Origin of the sequence: Pseudomonas sp. IT-P218, from assembly GCF_949767605.1 — a bacterium.
GTDB classification, from domain to species: domain Bacteria; phylum Pseudomonadota; class Gammaproteobacteria; order Pseudomonadales; family Pseudomonadaceae; genus Aquipseudomonas; species Aquipseudomonas putida_AE.
Genome location: NZ_CATKQQ010000087.1, coordinates 1 through 247, shown reverse-complemented (window position 1 = coordinate 247; position 247 = coordinate 1). Strand labels below are relative to the sequence as shown.

Annotated in this window: 1 pseudogene; it reads left to right on the top strand. The window is 60.3% G+C overall.

From position 1 onward, the window contains the following. Positions 1 to 247, top strand: a pseudogene (locus tag ACM6I6_RS27580) (RHS repeat protein); the annotation flags it as partial.

The following is a 247-nucleotide window of genomic DNA, read 5'->3' as shown; positions in this document are numbered from 1 at the left end:
TCTGATCGAAGAAAAGCGCATCGACAACCTGACCCGGCGTTTCAGTTACAACCTGGGCGGGCATCTGACCCAGGTCGACGAAACCGGCTACGGTGAACGCGGCGAGCGACCACAACGTCGCACCGAATTCGAACGCGACAGCATTGGTCGGCTAACGGCCAAACTCAATGCCGATGCCCGTCAGGATTATGTGTACGACGACGGCGATCGTCTGCTGTCGATCCAGCGCCTGCCGACCGCGCAGGGT